The sequence below is a fragment of the Paracoccus sp. SMMA_5_TC genome, from assembly GCF_009696685.2.
In the GTDB taxonomy this organism is placed as follows: domain Bacteria; phylum Pseudomonadota; class Alphaproteobacteria; order Rhodobacterales; family Rhodobacteraceae; genus Paracoccus.
This window is the reverse complement of sequence record NZ_CP102355.1, coordinates 516,058-541,126: the sequence shown is the minus strand read 5'-3', so window position 1 is coordinate 541,126 and position 25,069 is coordinate 516,058. Positions and strand designations below refer to the sequence as shown.

Here is a 25,069-nt window from a genome sequence, read left to right as displayed (position 1 = left end):
GGCCTCAAGCCTGGCCTTGCCCGGCGGGCAGGCTGCGCAGCAATTGCTGCAAGCCGCTTTCGGCGACCAGCTTCGCGGCCTCATCGGGGGGAAACCAGCGTCGACTGCGTTCGGCCGCTTCGCGGAAATCCTGACCCAGCGAGTCAACATCGACGGCAAAGATCCGCACCTCGACCGGGATGGCAAAGCCACGGTCCTGGACCTTGTCGTAATGATAGCGGCCGATTTCGTCCTGCCGCACGCGACCGCGGACGCCGGCCTCTTCCCAGGCCTCTTGCAGGGCGGCATCGGCCAGGCTGCGCCCCGGCATGGGCCAGCCCTTTGGCAGCACCCAGCGCCCGGTGCCGCGACTGGTGATCAGCAGCACATCGCCCGTCGCCGGGTTGCGGCACAGCGCGGCCACCTGCATCTCGGGCGGGCGGCGGCCCAGCAGCCGGCCAAGCTGGTCGCGGAAGGCGGCGATCATGCGCCGTCCTCGGGGTCGCGAACGCGGCCGCGCAGCGATTTCACCACGCCCCGCTGGGTCTTTCCGGCCAGGCGGCGGCGCTGGCTGCCCAGGGTGGGGCGGGTGGCGATGCGTTTGCGCGGCGCCACCAGCGCCTGGCGGATCAGCTCGGCCAGCCGTTCCCGCGCCAGTTCGCGGTTGCGTGCCTGGCTGCGGGTGTCCTCGGCCCGGATCAGCAGCGCGCCATCCTGCGTCCAGCGTCGCCCCGCCAGCCGTTTCAGCCGCGCCTTGACCGGTTCCGGCAGATGCGGCGAGCGCTCTGCCTCGAAGCGCAGCTCGACCGCGGTTTCGACCTTGTTCACGTTTTGTCCGCCCGGGCCCTGCGACCGGGTGAACTGTTCGGACAGTTCCCAATCGGCTATGGTCAGGGTGTCGTTGATCCGCAGCATAGCTGCGAATATGTCGCAAATCGCCGGCAATGAAAGCCCAACGGAATCAGATCCGCGCAAAAAACCCTAATGCAGCCGGATTGCCGCACTGGCCGCGGCGCCGTCGGCATCCAGCACCGTCACCTCGGCAAAGCCGGGGCCTGGGTGGGGCAGGCTGGCTTGGGGCCGCGGCTGCGCCAGCGCCGCCGGCACGCCGTTCAGCAGAAAGGTCCAGGGTCCGCGCCCGCCGCGCGCCTTGGCGATCACCGGGCCCTGGGCGGCGATCTCGGCGCCGTCGGGGGGATAGACCAGCGCCAGCGGTTCGGCGGTCTGCGCCTGGCGCGCCAGCGCGCTGACCTGGCCCGGCGCGGCAAAGCGGCGCAGCGGCAGCGGCAGGGCGCTGTTGGGCAGGGTCAGGGTTTGCGGCGGCGGCGGGGGCAGCGACGCGGGCGGCACCATGTCGAACAGGTCGAACAGCAGCGGCGCGGCCAGATCGCCACCGAAGGCGCCCGGCACCGGGGTGCCGTCGGGCCGGCCCAGCCACACCGCGCCGACATGCGCGCCGTCATAGCCCAGGGCCAGCGCGTCGCGGTGCCCGTAGGAGGTGCCGGTCTTGTAGGCCAGGGGCCGCTGGCGTGCGCCCTGTGGCGCCGGGTTCTGCGCCAGGATGTGGCCGACCTGCCAGGCGGCCACCGGCCCGAACATCGCCGCGGGCAAAGGCCGGGCGGCGCCGGGCAGCGCCGACAGGGTGATGCCATGCCCGCCGCGGGCCAGCGCGCCATAGCCCTGGGCCAGCCCTTGCAGGGTTGCCCCGGTGCCGCCCAGCACCACGGCGAGCCCCGGCCGTTGCCCGGGCAGGCGCAGCGCGATGCCGCCGCGTTCCAGCGTCTGGGCGATGCGGTTCGGCCCCAGGGCCTGGGCCAGCTTGACCACGGGAATGTTCAGCGACCAGATCAGGGCATTGCGCAGCGAGACGGTGCCGCGAAAATGGCGGTCGAAATTCTGCGGCTGCCAGCGGCCGAAGGCGGTGGGTCGATCCTCGATCAGGGTTTCGGGATGCGCCAGGCCCTGGTCGAAGGCCAATCCATAGACAAAGGGTTTCAGCGTCGAGCCGGGCGATCGCCAGGCCCGCGTCATGTCCACGAATCCGGCCGAGGCGCTGTCGGTCCAGTCCGCCGCCCCGACCTCGGCCAGGATTTCGCCGCTGCGGTGATCGGCCAGCAGCACAGCCGCCGACAGCCGCCGCCCGGCGCTCTGGGCGATGCGCGCGGCCAGATCCTGGGCGCGGCGTTGCAGTCGCGCGTCGATGGTGGTTTCGATGCGGGTGGCGCCGGGGTGTTCGCGCAGCAGCCGCGCCGCCAACAGCGGGGCCAGCGCGGGCAAGGCGCGGCGCTGGCGCGGCACCGGCTCGGCCATGGCCGCGCGCGCCTCGGCCGCAGGGATCAGCCCGGCGGCCGCCGCCCGCGCCAGAACCCGGTCGCGGGCCGCCTGCGCGGCCGCCGGGTGACGATCGGGCCGGCGCGATTCGGGGGCCTGTGGCAGCGCCACCAGCAGCGCCGCCTGCGCGGGCGACAATCGGCGCGGCTCTTGTCCGAACCATTGCAGGCTGGCGGCGCGGATACCCTCGACATTGCCGCCATAGGGGGCAAGGCGCAGATACAGGTCGAGAATCTGCGCCTTGCTCAGCCGCCGCTCCAGCGCCAGCGCCAGCCGCATCTGCCGGGCCTTGCCCTGCCACTGACCGGTCGGCCCTTCCTCGAGCAGGCGCGCCACCTGCATGGTCAGCGTCGAGCCGCCCGAGACCACCCGGCGATGCCGCAGCGCCTGCCAGCCGGCCCGGACAAGCGCGCGGGCATCAATGCCGGGGTGGCGGGCAAAACGTCGATCCTCCCACAGGATCAGCATGTCCAGAAACAGCGGGTCGACCGGTCCGGCATCCAGCCGCCAGCGGCCGTCGGCGACCTGAAAGGCGCGCAGCAGGCTGCCGTCGCGGGCCAGCACCTCGGCGCCGACCGCGACTTGCAGCCGGGGCAGGGGGGTGGCCGCGATCCAGTCGTCCAGCCGGTCGCGCGCCCCGGCCCCGATCCCCAGGACCAGGACGGCGGTCATCAGCGACAGGGCAAGGCGGCGCGGGCTCATGCCCCTGTCTTACGCCATCGCCCGGCGCGGCGGAACCGGCTGTGCTCAGCGCGGATCATCCTCGCCGAACAGGCCCTTGAGGCCGCGGGCGATCAGGTTGCCGACCTTGGGCCGGGGCTGGTGCAGGAAGGGCAGCGGCCGGCAGACCTCCATCGCGGCGATGCCGACGCGGGCGGTCAGCGCGCCATTGACCACGCCTTCGCCGAAACGCTTCGAGACCCGCGCCAGGATGCCGCCGCCGGCGACGGTATGGACCAGATCGTCGCCGGCGGCCACCGCGCCGGTGGCGACCAGATGCGTCATCACCGTGCGCGCCAGCCGCCAGCCGCCGACCGCGCCGGCCCGCCCGCCATAGATTTCCGCCATGCGCCGGATCATGCGCAGATTGGCTGCCAGCGCGGCGATCACATCGGCCAGCGCCAGCGGGATCAGCGCCGTCGCTGCCGCCACCGTGCGCGCCGCCGCCTCGATCTCGCGCCGGGCCTGCTGATCCAGGCTGGCCAGCAGCTGCGTCTCGGCCAGGGCGATCAGGGTGTCGGCGTCATAGGCCTGGGCCTTGCCCTCGCGCAGGCGGGTCAGACCCCATTCCAGTTCGGGCCGGCCGCGATAGAGCGCCTCGAGCCGGTCCACCACCTGCTGCGCGGCGCGGACATCGCCGGTCGCCAACGCCTGCCCGGCGGCACGGTTGATGCCGTCGATGGCGGCAAAGCGTGCCCAGGCGCGATATTCGCGCCAGGCCATCGCCAGCGCGGCCAGGCTGAACAGCGCCATCAGCCCGATGCCGATCCAGCCCAGCAGCGGATAGCGGTTCAACAGATCGGTCAGATAGTTCAGCGCCGCCACCGACAGCAGGAATGTGAACAGCGCCACCCCGCTGTTGATGAAGAACCGCGTCAGCCGCGAGGGGCCCGCCCCCATCAGCCGCGACACCATCTGCATGCTGCGCGGCTGCGGCAGCAGCGGCGGGCCGTCCTCGATCGCCGGGGCATCGGCGGGCGAGGGGGGCGCCGACCCCGCCTGCCATTCGGCCCGCGGCGCACGGCGGTCGCGCCGGTCGCCGTCCGGGGTCGGGTCTGGCGCGGGGGCGCCGGTATCTGGCGCGGGCCGGGCATCGCCGCCCGACATCTCGACCAGCAAGGGTCCGCGCCGCTTCGGAGGTTCGGTCATCACATCTCCCCCATCAGATCCGATCCCCGATCAGGAATTCCGCCGCGCGGTCCAGCCGGATGTGCGGCGGCCCGTCGCCGGGACGCAAGGTGTTGGGCGCCGGGGCAAAGCTCATCACCGCATAATCGCCGTCCAGCCAGCGTTGCGCGCCCTGGCTGGCGGGCACCAGCAGCTCGGCTGGGTTGGCCGGCAGCTCGCCCGGATAAAAGGCGGCCTGGCGGCCGTCCAGCAGCGTGCCGCGCACCGCCGGCAGGTCCTCGCCGTCCTGGCGGATCATCTCCTCGGTCGTGGTGCGCAGGGCGGCGATGGACATGGCTTCGGTCCGGGCGCCGGAAAAATCGGCGCGGTCCCGCGCCTCGCGCAGCATGGCGGCGGTGATCGCGGTCAGGCGCGGATGCTGCAGGTGATGCAGGTGGTCGGCCTTGGTGGCGGCGAACAGGATGCGCTCGACCCGACGGGTGCCCAGCAGCTGCGCCAGCCAGCCGGCCCGGCCGGGGCGAAAGGCGGTCAGCACATCGGCCATCGCGCGGCGCATGTCCTCGACCGCCTGCGGACCGGCATGGATCGCCCCCAGCACGTCCATCAGCACCACCTGCCGGTCGATGCGGGCGAAATGTTCACGAAAGAACGGCCGCACCACCCGCGATTTGTAGGCGCCGAAGCGGCGGGCGAATTCCCGCCCCAGGACGCTGTCGCGCATCTCGTGCGGCAGGGGGGTAAAGGTCAGCGCCGGCGATCCGTCCAGTTCGCCCGGCATCAGGAAGCGCCCGGGCGTGCAATCGGACCAGCCCGCCTCGCGCGACAGGTGCAGATGCCGGGTATAGGCGCCCGCCAGCGCCTGGGCGGCGGTTTCATCGAAGCGCGCCGGATCGGTCGCGGCCAGGGCGGCGCGAAACCCGTCCGCGCCGGGGCGGCCGACCATCCGGTCCAGCACCTCTTGCGACCACAGGTCGAAATCGCGGTCCATCAGCCGCAGGTCCAGCAGCCATTCGCCGGGATAATCGACGATGTCGAGATGCAGCACCTGGGTGCCGCGCCAGCCGGCGATCATGCCGCGCGGCTGCACGCGCAGCGACAGCCGCAGCTGGCTGACATGGCGCGTGCCCTCGGGCCAATGCGGGTCGGGTCCGGTCATCGCCGCCAGATGGCGTTCATAGTCGAATCGCGGCACGGTATCGTCGGGCTGCGGTTGCAGCCAGGCCGCCTTCAGCGATCCGTCGGCGGCCGCCCTCAGCGCCGCCATCCGACCCCGGTCCAGCAGATTGGCCACCAGCGAGGTGATGAACACCGTCTTGCCGGCGCGCGACAGTCCCGTCACCCCCAGCCGCAGCACCGGATCGCCGAGGCCCAGCCCCTGCATCAGATCGTCAGCGATACCCATCACGTCTCCGGCGTTGTTGCGGGGTCAAGATATGTGCGCCAGCCGGTCCTGTGTAGTGACGGTGCCGGCCCGGGACAACAACCGGTCGCGGCGCTTGGTTGCATTGCTGTGCGCCCGGGCCTTTTCGCGGGCGGGCGGCTTTGCCATAAGGCAGCCATGCGCCTGCCCATCGACGACGTGCTGCCCGACCTGACGACCGCGCTGGCCCGGCACGGCCGCGCGGTGCTGGTGGCGCCGCCGGGCGCGGGCAAGACCACGCGCGTGCCGCTGGCGCTGCTGGAGGTGATCCAAGGCCGCATCCTGATGCTCGAGCCGCGCCGCCTGGCCGCCCGCGCCGCCGCCGAGCGTATGGCCGAAACCCTGGGCGAGGCCTTGGGCGACAGCATCGGCTATCGCATCCGCGGCGATTCGGTGCCCGGTCGCCGCATCGAGGTGGTGACCGAGGGCATCCTGACGCGGATGCTGCAATCGGACCCGGCGCTGGACGAGGTCGGTTGCGTGATCCTCGACGAATTTCACGAACGCAGCCTGAACGCCGATCTGGGCCTCGCGCTGCTGTGGGAGGCGCGCCTGGCGCTGCGGCCCGATCTGGCGGTGCTGGTGATGTCGGCCACGCTGGATGCGGAACCTGTGGCGGCGTTGATGGATGATGCGCCGGTGATCCGGTCGCAGGGCCGCGCCTTTCCGGTCGAAACCCGCTGGCTGGACCGGCCGCTGCCCGCCGGCAGCCGCCTTGTCCCCGAGGCCGCGCGTCTGGTGACCGAGGCCGAGGCCGCGACCCGCGATCTGGGCGGCACCATCCTGGTGTTCCTGCCGGGCGAGGGCGAGATCCGCCGCGTCATGGCCCTGCTGGACCTGCCGGCCGAGGTCTTGCCGCTTTATGGCGCCATGGATTTCAAGGCGCAGCGCGCGGTGCTGCGGCCTTCGTCGGGGCGGCGGGTGGTGCTGGCCACCGCGATCGCGGAAACCTCGCTGACGCTGCCCGACGTGCGGGTGGTGGTCGACGCCGGCCGGGCGCGGCGGGCGCGGTTCGACCCCGGTTCGGGCATGTCGCGGCTGGTCACCGAACGCGTCAGCCGCGCCGAGGCCGAACAGCGCCGCGGCCGTGCGGGTCGGGTGGCCGCCGGCATCTGCTATCGGATGTGGGCGCGGGCCGAGGAAGGCGCGCTGCCCCCCTTTGCCCCGCCCGAGATCGCCGTGGCCGACCTGGCCGGGCTGGCGCTGGAACTGGCGATCTGGGGCTCGGACGGGGCGGATCTGGCCTTTCTGACCCCGCCGCCCGCTGCCGCCCTGGCCGAGGCGCGGGCGCTCTTGCGCGACCTGGGCGCGCTGGATGCGGCGGGGCGGATCACCGATCACGGCCGGCGGCTGGCGGCGCTGCCGCTGCATCCGCGGCTGGCGCATATGCTGGTGCTGGCGGGCGCGGCGGCGGCCGATCTGGCGGCGCTGATGGCCGACCGCGATCCCCTGACCGGGGCGCCGGCGGATCTGGGTCTGCGGCTGGCGGCGCTGCGCGATCCGGCAGGCTATCGCGACCGCCACCCCTGGCCGGTCAACGACGCTATCCTGCAGCGCATCCGGGACGAGGCGCGGCGCCTGCGCCGGCTGGTCGGCCGGGCCGCACAGCCGGGCGCGGGCGATCTGTCGCCGGGCGCCATGGCGGCGCTGGCCTATCCCGACCGCATCGGCCTGCGGCGCAAGGGCGATCAGCCGCGCTATGTGCTGTCGGGCGGCAAGGGCGCGGTCCTGGCCGAAGGCGATGCAATGGGGGCCGAGAGGCTGCTGGTCGCCACAGATCTCGACGGCGCCGCGCGCGAGCCGCGCATCCGCCTGGCCGCGCCGGTCACCGAGGCCGATCTGCGCGCCCTGTTCGCCGATCGCATCGCGGTGGTGGAAACGGTCGAATGGTCGCGCCGTGACGGCCGGGTGCTGGCCCGGCGTCAGGAACGGCTGGGCGCGCTGGTGTTGTCGGACCGGGGGCTGGACGATCCGGACCCGCAGGCGCTGGCGCGTGCGGCGCTGGACGGGCTGCGGCAGGTCGGCCTGCCCTGGACGGCGGCGGCCTCCCGGCTGCGGGCGCGCATGGCGCTGGTGCCCGAACTGGGTCCGGTCGATGATGCCAGCCTGCTGGCCGATGCCGATTGGCTGCTACCCTGGCTGACCCGGGCACGGACGCTGGCCGATCTGCGGGCGCTGGACCTGACCGAGGCGCTGCGCGCGCGGCTGGGCTGGGACGGGCAGGCGCGGCTGGACCGCGAGGCGCCGGCCCATTTCGTCACGCCCCTGGGGCGCAAGGTGCCCATCGACTACGATCAGGACACACCGGGCATCGAGGTCAGGCTGCAGGAACTGTTCGGGCTGGCCCGGCATCCGGTGGTCGGCGGCCGGGCGCTGCGCATTTCGATGCTGTCGCCGGGCGGCAAGCCGATTGCGGTGACCACCGACCTGCCCGGATTCTGGGCGGGGGGGTATGGCGATGTGCGCAAGGACATGCGTGGCCGCTATCCGCGACACCCCTGGCCGGAAAACCCGCTCGAGGCCGATCCCACCACCCGCGCCAAGCCGCGCGGCAGCTGACGGCCGCCTAGTCCAGCCGTGGGGGCAAGGTCATGCCGCGCAGGATTTCGGCCGCGGGCATCGGCCGCTTGCCCTCGCGCTGGGCCTCCAGCACCTCGATGGCGCCCTGGCCGCAGGCCAGGGTGAACCCCTCCAGCACGGTGCCCGGCGCCGCCGCGACCTGCGGCCCCGCCACCAGGCGCGAGCGCAGCAGCTTGAGCCTTTCGCCGCCGACCATGCACCAGGCGCCGGGAAACGGCGACAGGCCGCGGATCTGGCGGTCGATCTGTTCGGCCGGGCGCGACCAGTCGATCCGCGCCTCGGCCTTGTCGATCTTGTGGGCATAGGTCACCCCTTCGTCCGGCTGCGGCAGCGCCGGCAGCGGCAGGCGGTCCAGCACATCGGCGATCAGATCGGCGCCCATCGCCGCCAGCCGGTCGTGCAGATCGGCGGTGGTGTCCTGCGCACCGATCGGGGTGCGGGCGCTGGCCAGCACCGGCCCGGTGTCCAGCCCCGCCTGCATCTGCATGATCGCCACCCCGGTTTCGGCATCGCCGGCCATGATCGCGCGATGGATGGGCGCGGCGCCCCGCCAGCGCGGCAGCAACGAGGCGTGGATGTTCAGGCACCCCAGCCGCGGCGCATCCAGCACCGGCTGCGGCAGGATCAGCCCATAGGCCACCACCACCGCCACATCCGCCGCCAGGGCGGCAAATTCGGCCTGATCCTGGGGCGATTTCAGCCGCTCGGGGGTGCGCACCGGCAGCGCCAGCGCCTGCGCGGCCTGATGCACCGGCGACAGGCGCGGTTTCTGCCCGCGCCCGGCGGCGCGCGGCGGCTGGGTATAGACGGCGACGATCTGGTGCCGCGTCGCCAGCGCCCGCAGCGCAGGGACCGAGAAATCGGGGGTTCCCATGAAGATCACGCGCATGTCGGCCTCGGTCGTTGGGCAAGGGGAGGGTTGCGGCCCGATATGCCAGTCCGCGCGGCGGATGAAAACCGCCCCTGCGGGCTAATGCGCGCAGCCGGGCTGGCCGGGGCGGCCACAGATCTGCTTCAGCCGGGCGATGTCGGCCGGGGTCCAGCCTGCGGGGGCGGTGACCGCCAGCCAGCCGTCGATATAATCATGGGCGTGGTAATTGTGGCCAAAGCCCGGCGGGGTCGCGGTGGATACCAGCATGTCCAGCCCCAGCTGCAACTGCGTCACGATCGGGGTAAAGCTGAGCAGCGGCGACACATCCGGCGCCGGCGGCTCGCGCATCCATTGCGGCGCCCGCCACAGCGAGGCGGGGCTGTAGAACACGATCGGATCGCTGGCATATTGCAGGAACAGGATGCGCAGCCGCCCCCATGTCTGCCCCGAGCGGTCGGGCGGCGCGAACTGGCTGGCATAACGGATCACCTCGCCATCGTCGATTTCAGGCAGGACAAAGGGGCTGCCGGGACGGCGGGCGGCATTGGTCTGTTGCCACAGGGTCGAGGGGAACGGCGGCCCGACCCACAGCGCGCCGGAAATCGGCTCGTTCATCATCTGGAACGGGTTGAAGGCATACATCGACGACCAGGCGCCCAGTGAAATGCCATGCATGTAAAGCCGCGGCCGGCGGTCGGCGGGCAGGCCGCGCCAATGGTCATAGACCGCCTGCATCAGCGCCGTGGCCTGCGCAAGCCCGGCATCGGTTTCAAAGATCAGTGCCAGCGGGCTTTGCAGATAGGAATACTGCACCGCCACCGTCGCCACATCGCCGTCGTGCAGATATTCCAGCGCGTCATAGCTGGCCGGGTCCATCCAGCCGGTGCCGGTGGGGCTGGCCACCACCAGCACCTTGCGGTCAAAGGCACCCAGCCGCTGCATTTCGGCCAGGGCGATGCGGGCGCGGGTTTCGGGCTCCTCGGCCTGGGCCAGGCCCACATAGATGCGCAGCGGTTGCCGGGCCGGTCGGCCGGTGAAGGCCGCAATCGCCGCCGCATCGGCGCCCCCCAGGACGAAATCGCGCCCCGGCTTGCCCATCAGCGCCCAGTCCACATGCGAACCGGGACCGCCGGGCCGCCAGTCCTCGACCGGCGCCGGCACGTCGGGATCGGTCAGGTGCTGGGCCGCGACATATGAGCGGTCGGCGATGCGCATGGCGGTATTGACCACCCCGTCGCGGGTCAGCACCACCACGATCAGCGCCGCCAGCAGCAGCCCCAGCACATTGGCGCTGCGATAGGGGATCACCCGCGCCAGCCGATTGCGCAGCAGGTCGAACAGCCCCTGCACCGCCAGGCCCAGCAGGAACAGAAGCAGAAACACCGCCAGCGCCAGCAGCAGCATCTTGGTGGTATTGGCCGCCTCCAGCGGGGGCATGCCCATGCGGCTGCGGATGCTGTCCTGCCACTGGCCGGTCAGGGCCACGCAGCGGATCAGCAGCGCCAGCACCGGCACCGCCACCAGCAGATGCGCCAGCCGCGCCGCGCGCCCGCGCAGCACCGGCAGCTCCAGCGCCTTCCACAGGCCCAGCAGGAATTGCGTGGCCACATAGCCCGCCCCCATCGAGGCCCCGGCCAGGACGCCCTGCATGACCCAGTCGCGCGGCACCAGCGACGGTGTCAGCGAGGCGGCGACGAACAGCAGCCCGATCAGCAGAGGCAGCAGCGAGAACTGGCGCAGCATCGATCCCTTTCGATTGCCGGGGCGGGTCGGGTGGCAAGGCCGATGCTAGGGGCGCAACCGGCCAAAGAAAAGCCCGTCAGCGCCGCGTCAGCTTGGCCGATTTCGCCACCAGCATCTTGCGGCGCAGCGGCGACAGGTGATCGACATACATCCGTCCCGCCAGATGGTCGATCTGATGCTGGACCGAGGTGGCCCAGAGCCCGACGAAATCGCGCTCCTCGATCTCGCCATCGGCATTCAGGAAGCGCACGGTGACGGCACGCGGCCGTTCGATGCGGGCCGAAACGCCGGGCAGGTTGGGGCTGGCTTCCTCATGCGCGCGCAGTTGCACGCTGGCATGCAGGATTTCGGGGTTCGCCATGCGCAGCGCCTGGCCGCGCCGTTCCGAGGCATCGACCACCGCAAGGCGCAGCATGATGCCGATTTGCGGCGCCGCGAGGCCCACGCCCGGCATCGCCTCCATGGTGTCGATCATGTCGTCCCAGATCATGCGCACGGTTTCGGTGATCCCCTCGACCGGGGCGGCGGGAATGTGTAGCCGGCGGTCGGCATAGGGCAGAAAGGCGCGGACGGTCATCGGATGGCTTCCAGCAGGACGGGGTGAGGCGGGCGGGCGGGGCGCGGCTCAGCCATGGTCGTCGCCGGCCAGGTCCAGGATCAGCCGCCCGTCGAGGTGATCGGCCTCGTGCAGCGCGATGCGTGCGGCGATGCCGCTCAGTTCCAGCACGGTTTCCAGCCCCGTCAGGTCAAAGCAGCGCAGGCTGATCGCGCAGGGTCGACGGACCGCCAGGCTGCGGCCGGGGATCGACAGGCAGGCCTCTTCGGCGGTCTCGGTTTCCGGCGAGCGGGTCAGGATGTCGGGGTCCAGCACCACCAGAGGGCTGGGCTGTCCATCCTTCCAGCCCGGGTCCATGACAAAGATGCGCAGCGCATGGCCGATCTGCGGCGCCGCCAACCCGCGGCCACCGGCGTGATACATGGTGGCCAGAAGGTCTGCGGCCAGGTCGCGCAGCTGGTCCGAGCCCAGCACGCCCGCCGGTTCGCAACGCCGGCGCAGGATCGGATCGGGATGCAGGCGCAGCGGCTGCACCCGGCCCCGTGCCGCCAGCCGCGCCAGATCGGGGGGCTGGGCGCCCCCGGCCAGATCCTCGGGCGTCAACAGCTCAGGCACGACCCCGCTCGCGTTTCAGCTTGACCATCTTGCGCGTGATCATCTGGCGCCTGATCGGGCCCAGGTAGTCGATGAACAGCCGACCATCCAGGTGGTCCAGCTCGTGCTGAGCGCAGGTGGCCCACAGCCCGTCGAATTCCCGTTCATGCGTCTTGCCGTCCAGGCCCAGCCAGCGCATGCGCACCTGGGCGGGGCGGGTCACGTCGGCATAATGGTCGGGGATCGACAGGCAGCCTTCCTCATAGGTGTTCAGCTCCTCCGAGGTCCAGGTGATCTCGGGGTTGACCAGCACCAGCGGCTGCGGCTCGGCCTCGGGGTCCTTGTTGCAATCCATCACGTAAAGCCGCGACAGCACGCCCACCTGCGGCGCGGCCAGGCCGACGCCGGGCGCGTCATACATGGTCGCCAGCATGTCGGCGGCCAGGGTCTCGACCTCGGGGGTGATGCGCGCCACGGGGGCGCAGACCTTTTTCAGCCGCGGGTCGGGATGCAGAAGGATGGGGCGCAATGTCATGACCGTGATCTAGGACATGGCTTGGCGCAGCGCAACAAGCCGCTATGCTTGCGCGGAAAAACTTGCAGCGAGGGGGCCATGACCGCACCCGATTTCGACGAGATCATCGATCGCACGGGCACAGCCTGCAGCAAATGGGACGACATGCAGGCCGTCTATGGCGTCGCCCCGGCCGAGGGAATCGCCATGTGGGTGGCCGACATGGATTTCCGTCCGCCACGGGTCGTCCAGCGCGCGGTCGAGGGCATGGCCGCCCATGGCATCTATGGCTATCCCGGCGCCAATCCGGCCTATCTGCAGGCGATCGGCTGGTGGATGGACAACCGCCACGGCTGGCAGGTCGATCCCGACTGGATCCTGACCGCGCATGGCCTGGTCAACGGCACCGCGCTTTGTGTCGATGCCCTGACCCGGCCGGGCGATGCGGTGGTGCTGATGACCCCGGTCTATCACGCCTTTGCCCGGGTGATACGGGCGGCCGGCCGCGAGGTCGTCGAATTCCCGCTGGTGGTCGAGGATGGCCAGTATCGCATGGACTGGCAGGGCTGGGCCGCGCGGCTGACCGGGCGCGAACGGATGATGATCCTGTGCTCTCCGCACAACCCCGGCGGCCGGGTCTGGTCGCACGAAGAGCTGCGGCAGGTGGCCGAATTCTGCATCGCCCATGACCTGGTGCTAGTGGCCGACGAAATCCACCACGACCTGGTGATGCCCGATTCGCCGCGCCATCAGGTTCTGGCCGCCCTTGTCCCCGAGGCGCTGCCCCGCCTGGTGACGCTGACCGCGGCTACCAAGACCTTCAATATCGCCGGCGCCCATATCGGCAATATCATCGTGGCCGATGCCGGCCTGCGCCGGCAGTTGCAGCAGCGCATGGTGGCGCTGGGCCTGTCGCCGGGGCTGTTCGGCCTGGGCATGGTGGCCGCCGCCTATTCGCCGCAGGGCGCGGACTGGGTGGACCGGCTGGTGGCCTATCTGGACGGCAACCGCCGGCTGTTCGACGAGGGCATCGGCCGCATCGCCGGGCTGCGGTCGATGCCGTTGCAGGCGACCTATCTGGCCTGGGTGGATTTTTCCGGCACCGGCATGACGCATCAGGAAATCCTGGACCGGGTGCAGGGCCAGGCGCGGATCGCCGCCAATCACGGCCACACCTTCGGCACCGGCGGCGAAGGTTTCCTGCGCTTCAACCTCGCCACGCCGCGCGTCCGCGTCGCCGAGGCCGTCGCCCGCCTGCAAGAGGCGTTCCGCGACCTGCAATGAGGCGGCTGGGCGGAATTTTCGCGACGCTGTGCATGGCGGCGCTGCTGTGGGGACTGTGGCTGGTCTGGGCGCCGCAGCCGCGGCCCACGCCGGCCCCGCCGCCCGTCACCGGCCGGCAGCCGCCTGAGCCGGGTGGGCCATGGCCGGGCCTGCCCGATTTCCGCCTGCCGGAATTTCGCCTGCCCGATCTGCGCTGGCCCCCGGTGGCCCGCCCGCCGCGGCCACCACAGGGCATCCCGCAGGCGCCCATCTCCTCGCCCGTAGAGCGCATCCTGATCGAGAAATCCGCCCGGCGCATGACGGTCTGGCAGCAGCAGGGGCCGCCGCGCAGCTTTCGCATCGCGCTGGGCTTTTCGCCCCAAGGCGACAAGACGCGCCAGGGTGACGGCCGCACGCCCGAAGGGCTGTTCCGCATCGACCGGCTGAATCGCAACAGCGCCTTTCACCTGTCGCTGGGCCTGGATTACCCGCAACCGCATCATCGCGCGGCGGCGCGGCGGGGCGGTTACGACCCCGGCGGCGACATCATGATCCACGGCCAGCCCAATCAGGTGCCCGAGGGCTATCGCGTCAAGGGCGACTGGACCGCCGGCTGCATCGCCGTCACCAATGCCGAGATCGAGGAAATCTTTGCCCATGCCCGCATCGGCACCCCGGTCGAGATCCGGCCCTGAGCCGATCCGGCCGGCGCTGATGCCCGCCCTTGCCGCCACGCGCGCCGGCAGCTAAGTCATCGGGATGATTTCGACGCGATACCTTCCGCATCTGCGCGCGACCTTCGCGCTGGGGCTGCCGCTGGTCGGCAGCCATCTGGCGCGCATGGCCATCGGGGTCGCCGATACGGTGATGATCGGCTGGTATGGTGTCGAGGAACTGGCGGCGCTGGTCATCGCCACGTCGTTCTTTCATATCCTGTTCTTTCTGGGCATGGGCTTCGGCATCGGCGTCATGGGAGTGATTGCCGCCGCCATCGCCCGCGGAGACGAGGTCGAGGTGCGACGCTCGACCCGCATGGCGCTGTGGCTGTCGACGGCCGTGGCGCTGCTGTCGCTGCCACCGATGTGGTATTCGGAACCGATTCTGCTGGCAATCGGTCAGGAGCCGGTGGTTGCGGCGCTGGCGCAGGACTATCTGCGCATCGCCGGCTTCGGTCTGATTGCCGTGTTGGGCGCGCTGACGCTGAACAGCTATCTGGCGGCGATGGAACGCACGCAGGTGGTGCTGTGGGTGACGCTGATCGGGCTGCCGGTCAACATCCTGCTGAACTGGGTGTTGATCTTTGGCAACCTGGGTGCGCCCGAGCTGGGGGTGCGCGGCGCGGCCATCGCTTCGCTGTCGGTGCAGGTGCTGCAACTGCTGATGCTGATCGGCTATGCCGCATGGTTGCCGGCGGCGCGCAAGTATCGCCTGTTCCAGCGCTTCTGGCGCCCCGACTGGGCCGAGATGAAGGCGGTGTTCCGCCTGGGTATGCCCATCGGCCTGACCATGCTGGCCGAGGGCGGGCTTTTCGTCGGCTCGAACGTGATGATGGGCTGGATCGGCACCATGCAGCTGGCGGCGCATGGCATCGCGCTGCAGATCGCCTCGATCACCTTCATGCTGCACCTGGGCATCTCCAATGCCGCGACCGTGCGCATCGGCCAGGCCAAGGGGCGGGGCGATGCCGTCTGGATGCGCGATGCCGGGGTCACGGTGATCGTGGTTTCGGTCATATTTGCGCTGATGGCAGTGGCGGCATTCGTGCTGTTTCCGCGTCAGCTTGTCGGCCTGTATCTGGACGTGCGCCAGCCCGAAACTCCGGCGCTGATCACCCTGGCGGCGGGGCTGCTGTTCTATGCCGGGCTGTTCCAGCTGACAGATGCGATGCAGGTGATCGGGCTGGGGCTGCTGCGCGGGGTGCAGGACACCCGCGTGCCGATGATCATTGCCGCGATCAGCTATTGGCTGATCGGGATGCCGGTGGCCTATGGGCTGGCCTTTGTGCTGGGGCTGGGGCCCAAGGGGCTTTGGCTGGGGCTGGTCGCCGGGCTGACCTGCGCGGCGGTGCTGCTGATGCGGCGGTTCTGGCGCGGCTGGGCGCGGGGGGACTGGACCCGGCCGGCGGCGTCGGTCTAACCTTTGCCCGTCACCTTCAGGAGGTCGGTCATGCGCCCGGTATTCGTCCAGTTCCGCTGCACCCCCGGCAAGACCTACGAGGTCGCCGATGCGATCTATGACCGCGAAATTGTCAGCGAGCTTTATTCCACCTCGGGCGATTACGACCTGATCGCCAAGATCTACGTCCCCGAGGATCAGGATGTCGGCCGCTTTCTGGCAGAAAACCTGTTCGACATCCCCGACATCCGCCGCACGCTGACCACCATGACCTTCAAGGCGTTCTGAGCGCGCCGCCGGCGGCACGCCGGGCCTTGCGCGGCCGGCCGCTTTGCGCTTTTGCTGACCGCATGAGCCGATTTCGCTTTGCCCCCATCGCGGCCGCCCTGCCGGCCACCGTGCCCTTTACCGGCCCCGAGACGCTCGAGCGCCAGGGCGGCATCCGCTTTCGCGCCCGGCTGGGGGCCAATGAAAACGGCTTCGGCCCGTCGCCGCGCGCGGTCGAGGCCATGGCCAGGGCGGCGGCCGAGGTGTGGAAATACGGCGATCCCGACAATCACGACCTGCGCCATGCCCTGGCCGAACACCACGGTGTCGCGCCCGAAAACATCATCCTGGGCGAGGGGATCGACGGGCTGTTGGGCCTCTTGGTGCGGCTGATGCTGGCGCCGGGCGAGGTGGTGGTGACCTCGGACGGGGCCTATCCGACCTTCAACTATCATGTCGCGGGCTTTGGCGGTCGCCTGGTCAAGGTGCCCTATCGCGACGATGCCGAGGATCCCGAAGCCCTGGTCGCCGCCGCCCGCCAGCACCGGGCGCGGCTGGTCTATCTGGCCAATCCCGACAATCCGATGGGCAGCTGGCATGCCGGCGCGCGCATCCTGGCGATGCTCGAGGCGATGCCTGCGGACAGCCTGCTGGTGCTGGACGAGGCCTATGGCGAATTCTCCCCCGAGGCTGCCTTGCCCCGGATCGACCCCGAGGATGCGCGCGTCATCCGCTTTCGCACCTTTTCCAAGGCCTATGCACTGGCCGGCGCGCGCATTGGCTATGCCATCGGTCCGGCCGAACTGATCGCGGGTTTCGACCGCATCCGCAATCATTTCGGCGTGAACCGCATTGCCCAGGCCGGGGCGCTGGCGGCGCTGGGGGATCGCGACTGGCTGGCGCATCTGCGCGATCAGGTCGCCCTGGCGCGGCAGCGCCTGAGCGCCATCGGCGCCGAGCACGGGCTGGTCGCGCTGCCCTCGGCCACCAATTTCGTGGCGCTGGACACCGGGCGCGACGGCGATTTTGCCCGCGCGCTGTTGCAGGAACTCGGACGGGCAGGGGTGTTCGTGCGCATGCCCGGCGTGGCGCCGATGAACCGCTGCATCCGTGTCTCCTGCGGGCCGGAGGCAGAGCTGGATGCCTTTGCCCAAGCCCTGCCGGGGGCGCTGCGGGCCCTGGGGGGCTAGTCGAGCGGCAAGGCGGTGGTCGCCTTCAGCTCCTCCATCGACAAAAGCGCGGTGACGTTGTGAATGCGCACCTGCGAAATCAACGCCTGATAGAAGCGGTCATAGGCGCGGGCGTTGCGGACCCGCACCTTGAGGATATAGTCGATGTCGCCGGCCAGGCGGTGGGCCTCGATCACCTCGGGGCGGGCGCGCACCGCGGTCAGGAACCGCCGCGCCCAGTCGGGATCGTGTTCGCTGGTGCGGATCAGCACGAAGAAACAGGCGTCCAGCCCCAATGCGTCAGGGTCCAGCAGCGCCACCTGGCCACGGATCACCCCCGCCTCGCGCAGCTTGCGAATCCGGTTCCAGACCGGGGTCTTTGACGCCCCCACCCGTGCGGCAATGTCATCCAGCGACAGGGTGGCGTCCTGTTGCAGCAGGGACAGGATTTTGCGGTCCGTGTCATCCAGGCGTGCGGGCGTTTGGGGGTTATCGCTCATTCTGAAACGTGGTCCTTGCAGTCTCGCTATCGGGCGGAAGAAGTTTCTTATTTTCGCGCCCTACTCGTCAATAAGGGGGATTTTTTTCTATATATAGGCCACGAAACACGAAAGGCACAGGCCATGTCCAAAGGCTTTACCCCATCCCCCGCAACCCCCGCCGTCATTACCGCAAATGACCTGCGCCAGGGTCATTGCGTGTGGATGCGCGACGGCGGCTGGACGGATGACCCGCGCGAGGCGCAGCTTTTCGAGGATGAAGCCATCGCCGAACTGGCATTGCTGGAGGCCATGGCGCAGGGCACGCTGGTGGTCGGCCCCTATCTGGCCGAGGCGCGCCGCGGCCCGGACGGTCGTCCCGAGCCCGCGCATTTCCGCGAAGCCTTTCGTCGTCGCGGTCCATCCAACTATTTCCATGGCAAGCAGGCCGATCTGGGCAGCTCCGAATTCGAGGCCAACAATGTTTGACGCCCGTCCCCAGCACAACGAATACCTGCGCCACCGTGCGCAGCAGTTCCGCAGCCAGGTCGAACGCCGCCTGAACGGCAGCCTGACCGAGGATGAATTCCGGCCGCTGCGGCTGATGAACGGCGTCTATCTGCAACTGCATGCCTATATGCTGCGGGTGGCCATTCCCTATGGCACCATCAGCCCCGACCAGATGCGCACCCTGGCGCTGCTGGCCGAGAAATGGGACAAGGGCTACGGTCACTGGACCACGCGCCAGAACATCCAGTTCAACTGGCCGAAGCTGATCGACATTCCCGACATGCTGGACGCTCTGGCCGAGGTGGGGCTGCACGCCATCCAGACCTCGGGCAATACCATCCGCAATGTCACCACGGACGCCTATGCCGGGGCCGCCGCCGACGAGGTGGCCGATCCGCGGCCCTATGGCGAACTGATCCGGCAATGGTCCACCGACCATGCCGAGTATCAATTCCTGCCGCGCAAGTTCAAGATCGCGATCACCGGATCGGAAAAGGACCGCGCGGTGATTGCCGCCCATGACATCGGCTTGCGGCTGCGTCGCGACGATCAGGGCGCCATCGGCTATCAGGTCTGGATCGGGGGCGGGCTGGGGCGCACGCCGATGCTGGGCCAGGTGGTGCGCGAATTCCTGCCCGAGGCCGACCTGCTGCCCTATCTCGAGGCGATCATTGCTGTCTACAACCTCTCGGGCCGGCGCGACAACAAATACAAGGCCAGGCTGAAGATCACCGTGGCCGAGCGCGGGCTCGAGGTCATGCGTCAAGAGATAGAGGCCGAGTTCCTGAACCGCCGCGCTGCCTTCACCGGCGTCGATCAGGATTACCTGGCCGCGCTGAAGGGGCTGTTCGCCGCGCCGGCGTTCCGCGAGGCGGACGAGGGCGACTACAGCGCCCGCCGCGCCGATCACCCCGCCTTCCGCAGCTGGACCGACACCAACCTGGCCGCGCACAAGGCGCCGGGCTATGTCAGCGTCAAGGTGACCTTCAAGGCGCCGGGCCAGACCCCGGGCGATGCCAGCGCCGAACAGATGCGCCTGCTGGCCGATCTGGCCGAGCGCTATGGCCATTCGGACCTGCGCATCAGCCACGACCAGAATGTGGTCCTGCCGCATGTGCACAAATCCGACCTTTTCGCCCTGTATCAGGAGTTGCGGGGCGCGGGCCTGGCCACTGCCAATGCCGGGCTGATCAGCGACATCGTCGCCTGCCCGGGCATGGACTACTGCGCCCTTGCCACCGCCCGGTCGATCCCCATCGCCCAGGAAATCGCCGACCATTTCCGCGCCCGCGACCTCGAGGAGGACATCGGCCGCATCGACATCCGCATCTCGGGCTGCATCAACGCCTGCGGCCATCACCACCTGGGCCATATCGGCATCCTGGGGCTGGATCGCGCCGGGGTCGAGAATTACCAGATCACCCTGGGTGGCGATGGCTATGACATCCCGGCCATCGGCCAGCGTCCCGGCGCCGGTTTCCCGGCCGAGGAAGTGGTCGGCGCCATCGACCGCATCATCGACACCTATCTCGAGCTGCGCGAATCGCCCGAGGAACGCTTCATCGACGCCTATCGCCGTGTGGGGGTGGCTCCGTTCAAGGCGGCGCTGTATGCAGCCGATGCTTGATCAGACCCTGGATGCGCGCGCGGCGCGCCTGAACGACCGCTATCGCCATCATGCCGCGACCGAGGTTCTGCGCCGGGCGCTGCGCGATCCCGACCTGGGTTCGACCACGCTGGTGTCCTCCTTTGGTGCCGAATCGGTGGTGCTGCTGCACATGGTTTCCGTGGTTGCGCCGGGCACCCCGGTGCTGTTCATCGACACGATGATGCTGTTTCAGGAAACGCTGGACTATCAGCTGGAGGTGACCCAGAAGCTGGGCCTGACCGATGTGCGGGTGATCCGCGCCACCGAGCCCGAGGTGGCGCTGAACGATCCCGACGGCACGCTGCATCAGTTCAACACCGATGCCTGCTGCGATTTTCGCAAGACCGTGCCGCTGGAACGCGAACTGTCCAGGTTCGATGCCTGGATCACCGGCCGCAAGCGGTTCCAGGGGGGCGAGCGTCAGCAGCTCGAGTTCTTCGAATCGGAACCGCCGTCGCGTCTGCGCATCAATCCGCTGGCGCATTGGCGGCCCCAGGATGTTCAGGACTACATCACCGAAAACAATCTGCCGCGCCATCCGCTGGTGGCCAAGGGCTATGCCTCGATCGGCTGCGCGCCCTGCACCTCGCCGATCAAACCGGGCGAGGATCCGCGCGCCGGGCGCTGGCGTGGCAGCAACAAGACCGAATGCGGCATCCATTTCATCGGCGGCAAGGCCGTCCGTGCAGGAGCGAATGCATGACCGATTACATCATTGTCCGCGATGACGGCTTTCATGCCGATGACGGCGCCGAGCCGGTGGTGCTGGCCCCCGATACCGATCCGGCAACGCTGGATTCGCTGCTGGATCATGATCTTGTTGCGGTGGATTTCCCGGCATTTACCGACGGTCGGGGCTTTACCCTGGCGCGGTTGCTGCGGGAAAAGGGCTATCGCGGTCGCCTGCGTGCGGTTGGGGGGCTGATCGCCGATCAATATGCCATGGCCCGCCGCGTCGGCTTTGACGAGGTGCGCATCACCGCCGCGCTGGCTGCGCGCCAGCCGGCCGAACAGTGGCAGGCCCGCGCCGATTGGCAGGACTGGGACCATCGCGCCCGCCTTGCCGGCTCAAACTCGGGGTTCCGTCCCCTTCCTCATTGCACTAGATAATCCCGGACCCCGACCATGACGCTGGATCTGACCTTGGACACTGCCGCCAAACCCGCAAAGACCATGCCCGACGCCCAGACCGTGACCGCGGTCAGGCACTGGACGGACCGGCTGTTTTCCTTTCGCGTGACGCGACCGGCCAGCCTGCGGTTTCGGTCGGGCGAATTCGTGATGATCGGCCTGCCCGACGACAATGGCAAGCCGATCCTGCGCGCCTATTCCATCGCCTCGCCATCCTGGGACGACGAACTGGAATTCTACTCGATCAAGGTGCCGGATGGGCCGCTGACCTCGCGGTTGCAGAACATCCAGCCGGGTGACCAGATCATCCTGCGCCCCAAGCCGGTCGGCACGCTGGTTCTGGACGCGCTGCTGCCGGGCAAGCGGCTGTGGTTCCTGGCCACCGGCACCGGCCTGGCGCCCTTTGCCAGCCTGATGCGCGACCCCGAGACCTATGAGCGCTTCGGTCAGGTCATCATGATGCACACCTGCCGCAACGTCGACGAACTGGCCTATGGCCGCGAACTGGTCGAAAACCTCAAGCACGATCCGCTGCTGGGCGAACTCTACGGGGCCGAATTTGCCAATCGGCTGCTTTACTACCCGACCACCACGCGCGAGGCTTCGGCACGCATGGGCCGGATCACCGACAACCTGACCACCGGCAAGGTCTTTGCCGATCTGAGCCTGCCGCCGATGAATGCGGCCGACGACCGCGCCATGGTTTGCGGCAGTCTGGCCTTCAACGTCGATGTCAAGCAGGTGCTCGAAGGTTTCGGCCTGCGCGAGGGCGCCAACAGCGAACCGCGCGAATTCGTGGTCGAAAAGGCTTTCGTGGGCGACGGCATCTGAGCGGGGCGCCAGGGGGCATGGCCCCACGGGACGGGCGCCCCTCGATGGGGCGCGCGGGCCGTGGCGTGGCCTTGGGCGGGGTCTGTGGCAAAGGCTGACGTTGACAGTTCGCCGGCCGGCGCCCATGTTCCGGCGCCGAATCAAGCGAAGGAACGTTCATGCCAGTCGTCGTCGTGGAATCTCCGGCCAAGGCCAAGACGATCAACAAATATCTGGGCGACGACTACAAGGTTCTGGCCTCGTTCGGCCATGTGCGCGACCTTCCGCCCAAGGATGGCAGCGTCGATCCCGAGGCAGATTTTGCCATGAAATGGGAAATCGCCGCCGACTCGCGCAAGCATGTCAAGGCGATCAAGGACGCGCTGGCCGACGATCCGCACCTGATTCTGGCCACCGACCCCGACCGCGAGGGCGAGGCGATTTCCTGGCACCTGCTCGAGGCCCTGGCCCCGGCCCTGAAGAAGGGCGCCGAGGTCAGCCGCGTGACCTTCAACGCCATCACCCGCTCGGCCGTGACCGAAGCCATGGCGCATCCGCGCCAGATCGACCAGCCTCTGGTCGATGCCTATCTGGCCCGTCGCGCGCTGGATTACCTTGTCGGCTTCAACCTGTCGCCGGTGCTGTGGCGCAAGCTGCCGGGTGCCAAGTCGGCTGGCCGCGTGCAGTCGGTCGCCCTGCGCATCATCGTCGACCGCGAAATGGAGATCGAGGCCTTCCGGCCGCGCGAATACTGGTCGGTCCACGCGCGCCTGGCCACGCCGCGCGGTGATGAGTTCGACGCCACCATGACCGTCTTCGGCGGCAAGAAACTCGAGCGTTTCGACATCGCCGACGAAGCGACGGCGCAGCTGGCTGTGGCGGCGATCCGCGCGCGCGATCTGTCCATTGCCAGCGTCACCGCCAAGCCCGCCAGCCGCAATCCCTGGCCGCCCTTCATGACCTCTACCCTCCAGCAGGAGGCCAGCCGCAAGCTGGGGCTGGGCGCGCGCGCCTGCATGTCCGCCGCCCAGCGCCTCTACGAGGCCGGTTACATCACCTACATGCGCACCGACGGCATCGACATGGCGCCCGAGGCGGTGATGGCCGCGCGCGACGCCATCCGCGCCCGATTTGGTCAGGAATACCTGCCCGCAAGCCCGCGCATGTACAAGAACAAGGCCAAGAACGCGCAGGAAGCGCATGAATGCATCCGCCCCACCGACATGATGCTGTCGCCCGACCGTCTGCCGGTGGCCGAAAAGGATCAGAAGGCGCTTTACGACCTGATCTGGAAACGCACCATCGCCAGCCAGATGGAATCGGCCCGGATGGAGCGCACCACGGTCGAGATCGGCAGCAGCGACGGCCAGGTGGGGCTGCGCGCCAATGGCCAGGTGATGCTGTTCGACGGCTTCCTGCGCGTCTATGACCAAGGCCGCGATGACGAGGATGACGAGGACAGCCGCCGCCTGCCGCCGATCCAGCAGGGCGAGGCCGCCGAAAAACGCGCCATCACCCCCGAGCAGCATTTTACCCAGCCTCCGCCCCGCTATACCGAGGCCACGCTGGTCAAGCGCATGGAGGAGCTGGGTATCGGCCGGCCCTCGACCTATGCCAGCATCGTCACCACCATCCAGGACCGCGATTACGTCCGCAAGGAACAGAACCGCCTGATCCCCGAGGACAAGGGCCGGCTGGTCACAATCTTCCTGCTGAAATATTTCCCGCGCTATGTCAGCTATGACTTCACCGCCAATCTGGAAGGGGAACTGGACGACATTTCCTCGGGCGAGCGGGCTTACCGCGAGGTGCTGCGCCGGTTCTGGCGCGATTTCACCGCCGCGCTGGAAAACACCAGCGAGCTGCGCATCAGCGAGGTGCTCGAGGCGATCGACGAGGCGCTGGCCCCGCATCTTTACCCGCCGCGCCCGGACGGGTCCGACCCGCGCGCCTGTCCGCTGTGCCATCAGGGCCGGCTGCACCTCAAGACCGCGCGCAGCGGCGGTGCCTTTGTCGGATGCAGCAACTATCCCGAGTGCCGCTTTACCCGGCCGATCGGCAGCCCCGATGCCGAGGTGGTGGGCGACACCGTGCTGGGCCAGGACGGGGATGATGAGATCAGCCTGAAGAACGGTCGCTTTGGCCCCTATGTCCAGCGTGGAGAGGCCACGGCCGACAATCCCAAGCCGCCGCGCGCCTCGATCCCCAAGGGTTGGGATCCTGCTTCGGTCGATCTGGAACGGGCGCTGGCGCTGCTGGCGCTGCCGCGCCCGATCGGCCCGCATCCCGACGACGGCGTCCTGGTCGAGGCCGGGATCGGCCGCTATGGCCCCTATGTCAAGCACGGGTCGAAATATGCCAACCTGCCCGATGTCGACGAGGTGTTCACCATCGGCATGAACCGTGCGGTGGAGGTGCTGGCCGCCAAGCCCGTGCGCGGCCGCGCCGCCAGCGCCGCGCCGCTGGCAGAACTGGGCGAACATCCCGACGGCGGTCCGGTGCAGGTGCTGAACGGCCGCTATGGCCCCTATGTGAAATGGGGCAAGGTCAATGCCACGCTGCCCCGCGATCTGGAACCGGCATCGGTCACGCTGGAACGGGCGCTGGAACTGATCGCCGAAAAGGCCGCGAAATCGGGCCGCAAGCCGGCCGCGAAACCGGCCGCAAGGAAGGCCGCGGCGGCGACCAAGGCCACCGGCAAGACCACCGCCAAGGCGGCGGCCGGAAAGCCGGCGGCAAAGAAGGCCGCGCCCAGGAAATCGGCGGCAACGAAGGCGGGCGCCCAGACTGCGGCCAAGGGCTAGGCCCGGGGGGCGGCGCCCTGCAACAGATCGCGCAGCACCTGCGCGTGGTTCTGTTCGCGGTCGCGCGAGGCATATAGCAACGTCAGCGGCCCGGTCTGGGCCAGCTGGCGCAGCCGCGTCAAGGGTGCGGGATCGACCTCCAGTTCCGTCCGGTAACGACGCTTGAACTCTGCCCACTGGTCCGGGTTGTGGTGAAACCACACCCGCAGCCCGGTCGAGGGTGCAACCTCTTTCAGCCACAGCGCATCGGCCAGTTCGGCCTTGCGGATGCCGCGCGGCCACAGCCGGTCGACCAGGACGGCGCGGCCCTCGCCGGCAAGCGGGGGATCGTAGACGCGGCGCAGCGTGATCGGGAACATCGCAGCCCTCGGTGCCGGCTTGCACTTTCGTTGACTTGGGGTTGGAAACTGGCCAAAACAATGCCGTCAACTGTGGAG

At 69.3% G+C, this 25,069-nt stretch carries 24 protein-coding genes; 12 read left to right on the top strand and 12 right to left on the bottom strand.

Annotated elements, in window-relative coordinates:
• Positions 1–4: 4 nt before the first annotated feature.
• The 5 genes from GB880_RS02720 to GB880_RS02700 form a co-directional block, all read right to left on the bottom strand.
• Positions 5–466 (bottom strand): NUDIX hydrolase, encoded by a 462-nt coding sequence (locus tag GB880_RS02720; protein WP_154494341.1) that lies wholly within the window; start codon positions 464–466, stop codon positions 5–7.
• A complete protein-coding gene (gene arfB, locus GB880_RS02715; RefSeq protein ID WP_154494342.1) occupies positions 463–894 on the bottom strand; it encodes an alternative ribosome rescue aminoacyl-tRNA hydrolase ArfB in 432 nt (143 codons plus the stop codon). The genes GB880_RS02720 and arfB overlap by 4 nt, the downstream gene beginning before the upstream one ends.
• A 66-nt stretch (positions 895–960) precedes the next feature.
• Positions 961–3,012 (bottom strand): penicillin-binding protein 1C, encoded by a 2,052-nt coding sequence (gene pbpC / locus GB880_RS02710; RefSeq protein ID WP_263467267.1) that lies wholly within the window; start codon positions 3,010–3,012, stop codon positions 961–963.
• Between the two features lie 45 nt (positions 3,013–3,057).
• Entirely contained in the window at positions 3,058–4,179 is a 1,122-nt protein-coding gene (locus tag GB880_RS02705) for a YcjF family protein (RefSeq protein ID WP_263467266.1), read from the bottom strand.
• A gap of 13 nt (positions 4,180–4,192) precedes the next feature.
• Positions 4,193–5,560 (bottom strand): YcjX family protein, encoded by a 1,368-nt coding sequence (locus GB880_RS02700; RefSeq protein ID WP_154494627.1) that lies wholly within the window; start codon positions 5,558–5,560, stop codon positions 4,193–4,195.
• A gap of 156 nt (positions 5,561–5,716) precedes the next feature.
• Between GB880_RS02700 and hrpB the strand changes: the two genes are divergently transcribed.
• Positions 5,717–8,137, top strand: coding sequence for an ATP-dependent helicase HrpB (hrpB, locus tag GB880_RS02695; RefSeq protein ID WP_263467265.1), 2,421 nt, complete (start codon positions 5,717–5,719; stop codon positions 8,135–8,137).
• Positions 8,138–8,144: 7 nt separating this feature from the next.
• On the opposite strand, the gene fmt is transcribed toward hrpB, so the two are convergent.
• The 5 genes from fmt to def (GB880_RS02670) all read right to left on the bottom strand — a co-directional run bounded on the left by fmt (position 8,145) and on the right by def (GB880_RS02670) (position 12,457).
• A complete protein-coding gene (gene fmt, locus GB880_RS02690; protein ID WP_154550724.1) occupies positions 8,145–9,047 on the bottom strand; it encodes a methionyl-tRNA formyltransferase in 903 nt (300 codons plus the stop codon).
• 81 nt (positions 9,048–9,128) lie between these two features.
• On the bottom strand, positions 9,129–10,772 hold the full coding sequence (locus tag GB880_RS02685; protein ID WP_154494417.1) for an alpha/beta hydrolase: 1,644 nt from the start codon (positions 10,770–10,772) through the stop codon (positions 9,129–9,131).
• Positions 10,773–10,848: 76 nt separating this feature from the next.
• Entirely contained in the window at positions 10,849–11,349 is a 501-nt protein-coding gene (gene def, locus GB880_RS02680) for a peptide deformylase (protein ID WP_154494418.1), read from the bottom strand.
• 48 nt (positions 11,350–11,397) lie between these two features.
• Positions 11,398–11,943, bottom strand: coding sequence for a peptide deformylase (locus GB880_RS02675; protein WP_263467264.1), 546 nt, complete (start codon positions 11,941–11,943; stop codon positions 11,398–11,400).
• On the bottom strand, positions 11,936–12,457 hold the full coding sequence (def, locus tag GB880_RS02670) for a peptide deformylase (protein ID WP_154494420.1): 522 nt from the start codon (positions 12,455–12,457) through the stop codon (positions 11,936–11,938). Before def (GB880_RS02670) ends, GB880_RS02675 begins: the two co-directional genes overlap by 8 nt.
• Positions 12,458–12,535: 78 nt before the next feature.
• On the opposite strand from def (GB880_RS02670), the gene GB880_RS02665 reads away from it, so the two are divergent.
• The 5 genes from GB880_RS02665 to GB880_RS02645 all read left to right on the top strand — a co-directional run bounded on the left by GB880_RS02665 (position 12,536) and on the right by GB880_RS02645 (position 17,271).
• Positions 12,536–13,720 carry a MalY/PatB family protein gene (locus tag GB880_RS02665; RefSeq protein WP_154494421.1) on the top strand — a complete coding sequence of 395 codons (1,185 nt, stop codon included), beginning with the start codon at positions 12,536–12,538 and terminating at the stop codon, positions 13,718–13,720.
• Positions 13,717–14,394 (top strand): L,D-transpeptidase family protein, encoded by a 678-nt coding sequence (locus GB880_RS02660; protein WP_263467263.1) that lies wholly within the window; start codon positions 13,717–13,719, stop codon positions 14,392–14,394. Before GB880_RS02665 ends, GB880_RS02660 begins: the two co-directional genes overlap by 4 nt.
• 64 nt (positions 14,395–14,458) lie before the next feature.
• A complete protein-coding gene (locus GB880_RS02655) occupies positions 14,459–15,835 on the top strand; it encodes an MATE family efflux transporter (protein ID WP_154493963.1) in 1,377 nt (458 codons plus the stop codon).
• 30 nt (positions 15,836–15,865) lie between these two features.
• Positions 15,866–16,102, top strand: coding sequence for an Lrp/AsnC ligand binding domain-containing protein (locus GB880_RS02650; protein ID WP_154493962.1), 237 nt, complete (start codon positions 15,866–15,868; stop codon positions 16,100–16,102).
• Positions 16,103–16,164: 62 nt separating this feature from the next.
• Entirely contained in the window at positions 16,165–17,271 is a 1,107-nt protein-coding gene (locus GB880_RS02645; protein ID WP_154493961.1) for a pyridoxal phosphate-dependent aminotransferase, read from the top strand.
• On the opposite strand, the gene GB880_RS02640 is transcribed toward GB880_RS02645, so the two are convergent.
• Positions 17,268–17,750 (bottom strand): Lrp/AsnC family transcriptional regulator, encoded by a 483-nt coding sequence (locus GB880_RS02640; RefSeq protein WP_154493960.1) that lies wholly within the window; start codon positions 17,748–17,750, stop codon positions 17,268–17,270. The genes GB880_RS02645 and GB880_RS02640 overlap by 4 nt on opposite strands.
• 123 nt (positions 17,751–17,873) lie before the next feature.
• Between GB880_RS02640 and GB880_RS02635 the strand changes: the two genes are divergently transcribed.
• The 6 genes from GB880_RS02635 (at position 17,874) to topA (ending at position 24,632) form a co-directional block, all read left to right on the top strand.
• Positions 17,874–18,218, top strand: coding sequence for a DUF2849 domain-containing protein (locus tag GB880_RS02635; protein ID WP_154493959.1), 345 nt, complete (start codon positions 17,874–17,876; stop codon positions 18,216–18,218).
• The gene (locus GB880_RS02630) at positions 18,211–19,866 is read left to right on the top strand and encodes a nitrite/sulfite reductase (protein ID WP_154493958.1); all 1,656 of its coding nucleotides are present in this window, start codon (positions 18,211–18,213) and stop codon (positions 19,864–19,866) included. The genes GB880_RS02635 and GB880_RS02630 overlap by 8 nt, the downstream gene beginning before the upstream one ends.
• A complete protein-coding gene (locus GB880_RS02625) occupies positions 19,859–20,590 on the top strand; it encodes a phosphoadenylyl-sulfate reductase (RefSeq protein WP_154493964.1) in 732 nt (243 codons plus the stop codon). Before GB880_RS02630 ends, GB880_RS02625 begins: the two co-directional genes overlap by 8 nt.
• A complete protein-coding gene (locus GB880_RS02620) occupies positions 20,587–20,997 on the top strand; it encodes a DUF934 domain-containing protein (RefSeq protein WP_154493957.1) in 411 nt (136 codons plus the stop codon). The genes GB880_RS02625 and GB880_RS02620 overlap by 4 nt, the downstream gene beginning before the upstream one ends.
• Positions 20,998–21,012: 15 nt before the next feature.
• Positions 21,013–21,849 carry a ferredoxin--NADP reductase gene (locus GB880_RS02615; protein WP_154493956.1) on the top strand — a complete coding sequence of 279 codons (837 nt, stop codon included), beginning with the start codon at positions 21,013–21,015 and terminating at the stop codon, positions 21,847–21,849.
• 158 nt (positions 21,850–22,007) lie between these two features.
• Positions 22,008–24,632, top strand: a complete 2,625-nt coding sequence (gene topA, locus GB880_RS02610) for a type I DNA topoisomerase (RefSeq protein ID WP_154493955.1) — start codon at positions 22,008–22,010, stop codon at positions 24,630–24,632.
• On the opposite strand, the gene GB880_RS02605 is transcribed toward topA, so the two are convergent.
• The gene (locus GB880_RS02605; protein WP_154493954.1) at positions 24,629–24,991 is read right to left on the bottom strand and encodes a DUF488 domain-containing protein; all 363 of its coding nucleotides are present in this window, start codon (positions 24,989–24,991) and stop codon (positions 24,629–24,631) included. The two genes, topA and GB880_RS02605, sit on opposite strands and share 4 nt — an antisense overlap.
• Positions 24,992–25,069: the final 78 nt, after the last annotated feature.